The 3,301-nt window shown below is 51.6% G+C and carries 2 protein-coding genes and 1 pseudogene; 1 reads left to right on the top strand and 2 read right to left on the bottom strand.

All coding sequences use genetic code 11. From position 1 onward, the window contains the following. Positions 1-60 precede the first annotated feature (60 nt). Both K336_RS20290 and K336_RS18180 read right to left on the bottom strand, forming a co-directional pair. Positions 61-396, bottom strand: coding sequence for an AMP-binding protein (locus K336_RS20290; protein ID WP_081660857.1), 336 nt, complete (start codon positions 394-396; stop codon positions 61-63). Between the two features lie 3 nt (positions 397-399). Beyond that, positions 400-1,161, bottom strand: a complete 762-nt coding sequence (locus K336_RS18180; protein ID WP_081660858.1) for a class I SAM-dependent methyltransferase — start codon at positions 1,159-1,161, stop codon at positions 400-402. A 586-nt stretch (positions 1,162-1,747) separates the two neighbouring features. Here K336_RS18180 and K336_RS16430 point away from each other — a divergent pair. After that, positions 1,748-2,780 (top strand): annotated as a pseudogene (locus tag K336_RS16430) (IS630 family transposase). Positions 2,781-3,301: the final 521 nt, after the last annotated feature.

Genomic DNA, 3,301 nt, shown 5'->3' with positions numbered 1-3,301 from the left:
ACCGAAGACCCCTGCACACCTTCCCCGAAACCATCACGGCCATCATCGCCCTAGAATTCTTCAAAAACAGTTTTGCATAACCCTCCTTGAATCATGAACATACATTCGTGGCCCCATCCGTGCCACCTCGTCGACTTGCGCGCTCGTGAAGTTCGACATGATAGGAACATAGCAAAGCTTAAGCTTTGCGACTGCAAATATTAGCGCGACATATGCGGCTGAATTTGAACACCGGACAGCAAGAAGATCACCGGGATCGAAACCATGAAGTTTTCTCACAACATTATCCGTTAGCCTTAATAATTCTGAATAGTTCAGGGTATTGACTCCGGGTATGGTGAGTGCAGGTTGGTTAGGGTAGCGCTGTGCGGAGTAAGTGAGAATGCGGTATAACATGACTTAAATCCATCCGACAATGGTTGCAAAACGAAAATTTTTGTATAAACAGTCAACTGAGTGGAATCCCACTTCCTCTAACCACTTTAATTGTGAGTACAGCGATGCAGGCTTATCGTACTTCATTCTTTCTCGCGCTGCCATCCACTCTTGATTTGTAGTTCCAGCTCGCTGAACGTGTACGACATGCATATTATCATATAGCTGTTCAGCATCATCACGTGGAGCGCAGACTTGCTCGACATTGACAAATACGCCGCCGTGACGAAGAGAGTTCTTAATACGTGCGAATAGAGCTTTCTTGTCTTGATCTTCAAGGTGATGAATTGCCAGTGCAAATACCACAGCATCATATTTATCTGTATCTTCAAATGAAGAAAAATCAGAAATGACGTATGAAACTAGACTATCTTTCCTGAAACGTTCTCGTGCCTTATTGAGCATTTCTGGAGAATGATCTATTAATACCAATTGACATAATGGGATCGATGCGCGCACTGATTTTGCAAGCAATCCTGTACCAGCACCCAAATCCAGCACTGACGAATCCAGGTTATTTGGAACGCTTACCCGGACGATTTCGGCTGCAGCAGTATAAAGCTCAGCTAGCGAAGGAATCAATTTTCCTCGTTGACTGTCATAAGATTCTGGCCGCCAAAGATTGGGAAGAGATCCTTGAATACATGCTGTTTTAGAGTGAGCGGATACACACCTTTCCCGAAACAATCGCTGATCATTTTTAACCTCAGAAGAATTATCTACCATATCCAACCTAAATCCATAAATTTCGAGAATAAAATATAGTTATAGAGTAAACGCGTTTGCTGAAACGGCAAATTCATTTACAATTCATGAGAACAATTGGGCAGGTGATTAAAGAGACTTATTTAGAAGCCTTGATAGACCAGTCCCTGACAAGGGATCCTATCTCATTAGAAGGATACTTTTGAATAATCCTCCCGCTACTACTGGCAAGCGTGTGCGGTTGGTTACAGATTCCCTCCTGGGTGCTTGCTGGATGTGTGCATCATGGCCTTCGTTCTCATATCTAAGACAAGCACAGCTTGGACCTTAGCTCTTGGTCCTTGTCAAGGCCTACCGGTAGGATCTAAGCTTATTCACAGAATCCACCGAGAGTGCTCCGCCTAGGGACGATGGCCATAATCTAACCCTTATGGATAAGCTTCACCAGACCTATGAATATGGATTCATACTTATGAATATGCTGTGATCCTGTCTGCAGATCGTTGACCAGGTAAATATGAGGTATAGCTTTCATTTAACAAAATTTTTGTTGGTGGTGTGGCGTGTTTCTCGGTGGGGCCGGTGGTGTTCATCGTACAGTACGGTCATGGATGAGGTTCTGGTGACCGACGAGGAATGGCGGGTCCTGCAAGGCTACAAGAAAACAGCCCCGTGCGTGCTGATGAAATTGAGGTCGGAGGCGATCATTCTGCTGTCCAGGGGCGTGGACGTGCAGACGGTCGCTGACGTGGTCGAACGCACGGCCACGACCGTGCGGAACTGGGCGAGGGGTTGGAACCGGACCCGCTTGGCGTCCGTTCACACCGGCCACGCGGGAAACCTGAACGCCTCCCTGCTCACCGCGCAACAACGCGGAGAGGTCCCGGACGTGCTGTCCCGGCCCCCGTCCGAGGCGGGGCTACCGGCCCGGCTTCTGGGACGTGCCTCGCCTGTCCGAGTGGATCTGGGACCGCTTCGACGTGGTCTACGAGTCGGACTCCTCCTACCACTTCCTGCTGCGCATGGCGGGCTTGTCGTTCCACCGGCCCGAGGGCGTCGACCGGCGCCGAGCCGACCCGGCCACGGTCGAGGCCCGCATGGCCGAGATCCGTCGGGAGCTCGACCGGGACTGGTCAGGCGATGATGCGCTGGTCGTGGCCGCCGACGAGGTACGGATCGAGCACGAGGCCATCATGCGCCGGGCCTGGTACGCGAGGAACACCAAGACCCGGATCACGGTCGACCGGGAACGGAAGGCCCAGAACTGCATCGGGTTCTGCCACCAGGACGACGGGTCGGTCGACCTCATGCGGCTGGACTGGCAGGACACCGGCACCGTCTCCGACGCCCTGATCGATCTGACTCTTGAACACCCCGACAAGAACACCGTGGTCGTCTGGGACAACGCCGGCCGGCACAAAACCAAGGAACCGAGACGGAAACTGGCCACAGTCAAGAACCTGGAACGAGTCCACCTGATCAACCTACCGCCCTACTGCCCCGACCTGAACCCGATGGAACACGTCTGGAAAGAAGCGAAAGACTCCATCAGCAACCACCAACGCGCCACCTTCGAGGACACCCGCACCGCATTCGAAACCTTCATCACCACAAACAAATTCCCACACCGACTCACATGAAAATCCTGTCAAAAGAGCACTATATGAGGTAGGGCGACAGTGTCAACCCGCCGCGAGGACAGAGTGTTGCACCCCGGGTTTGGTGGGGGGCAGTGAACGCACGGAAGGATCACTGTCGTGAGTGAAATGGTCCAGGTTTTCTTCCGTTTGAGTAGATGGGAAAATCTGGAGTATGCCAAAGAAATTTGATCAGGACGCCAAGGACCGGGGTGTCAGGTTGGTCGAGGATCGGATCCTTGCCGAGGGGATCTCGATTTGGAGTGCTCCGCGTATTTCGGACACTGATGAAGAGTAGTGTTTTCGATGTGTGGGGTAGGAGTTCGATCATGTCAGCACCGAAGTATGGTCGTCATGAAACGAAACCGTATTTTTCGTGGATTTCCTGTGCTGTTTCAGATATGATTGGGACATGCAGGTAGAGATCACCCCGGAAGAAACCGCCGTCCTGATCAGGTGGAAGAAGCGCGCGGACAATTATGTGTTGGTGCGGATGAAAGCAGAAGCGATCCTGTACGCTTCTC

Origin of the sequence: Propionibacterium acidifaciens DSM 21887 (assembly GCF_000426605.1) — a bacterium.
GTDB classification, from domain to species: Bacteria; Actinomycetota; Actinomycetes; order Propionibacteriales; family Propionibacteriaceae; genus Propionibacterium; species Propionibacterium acidifaciens.
Note: the sequence above shows the minus strand (reverse complement) of the source record. Positions and strands in the feature narration are given on the sequence as shown.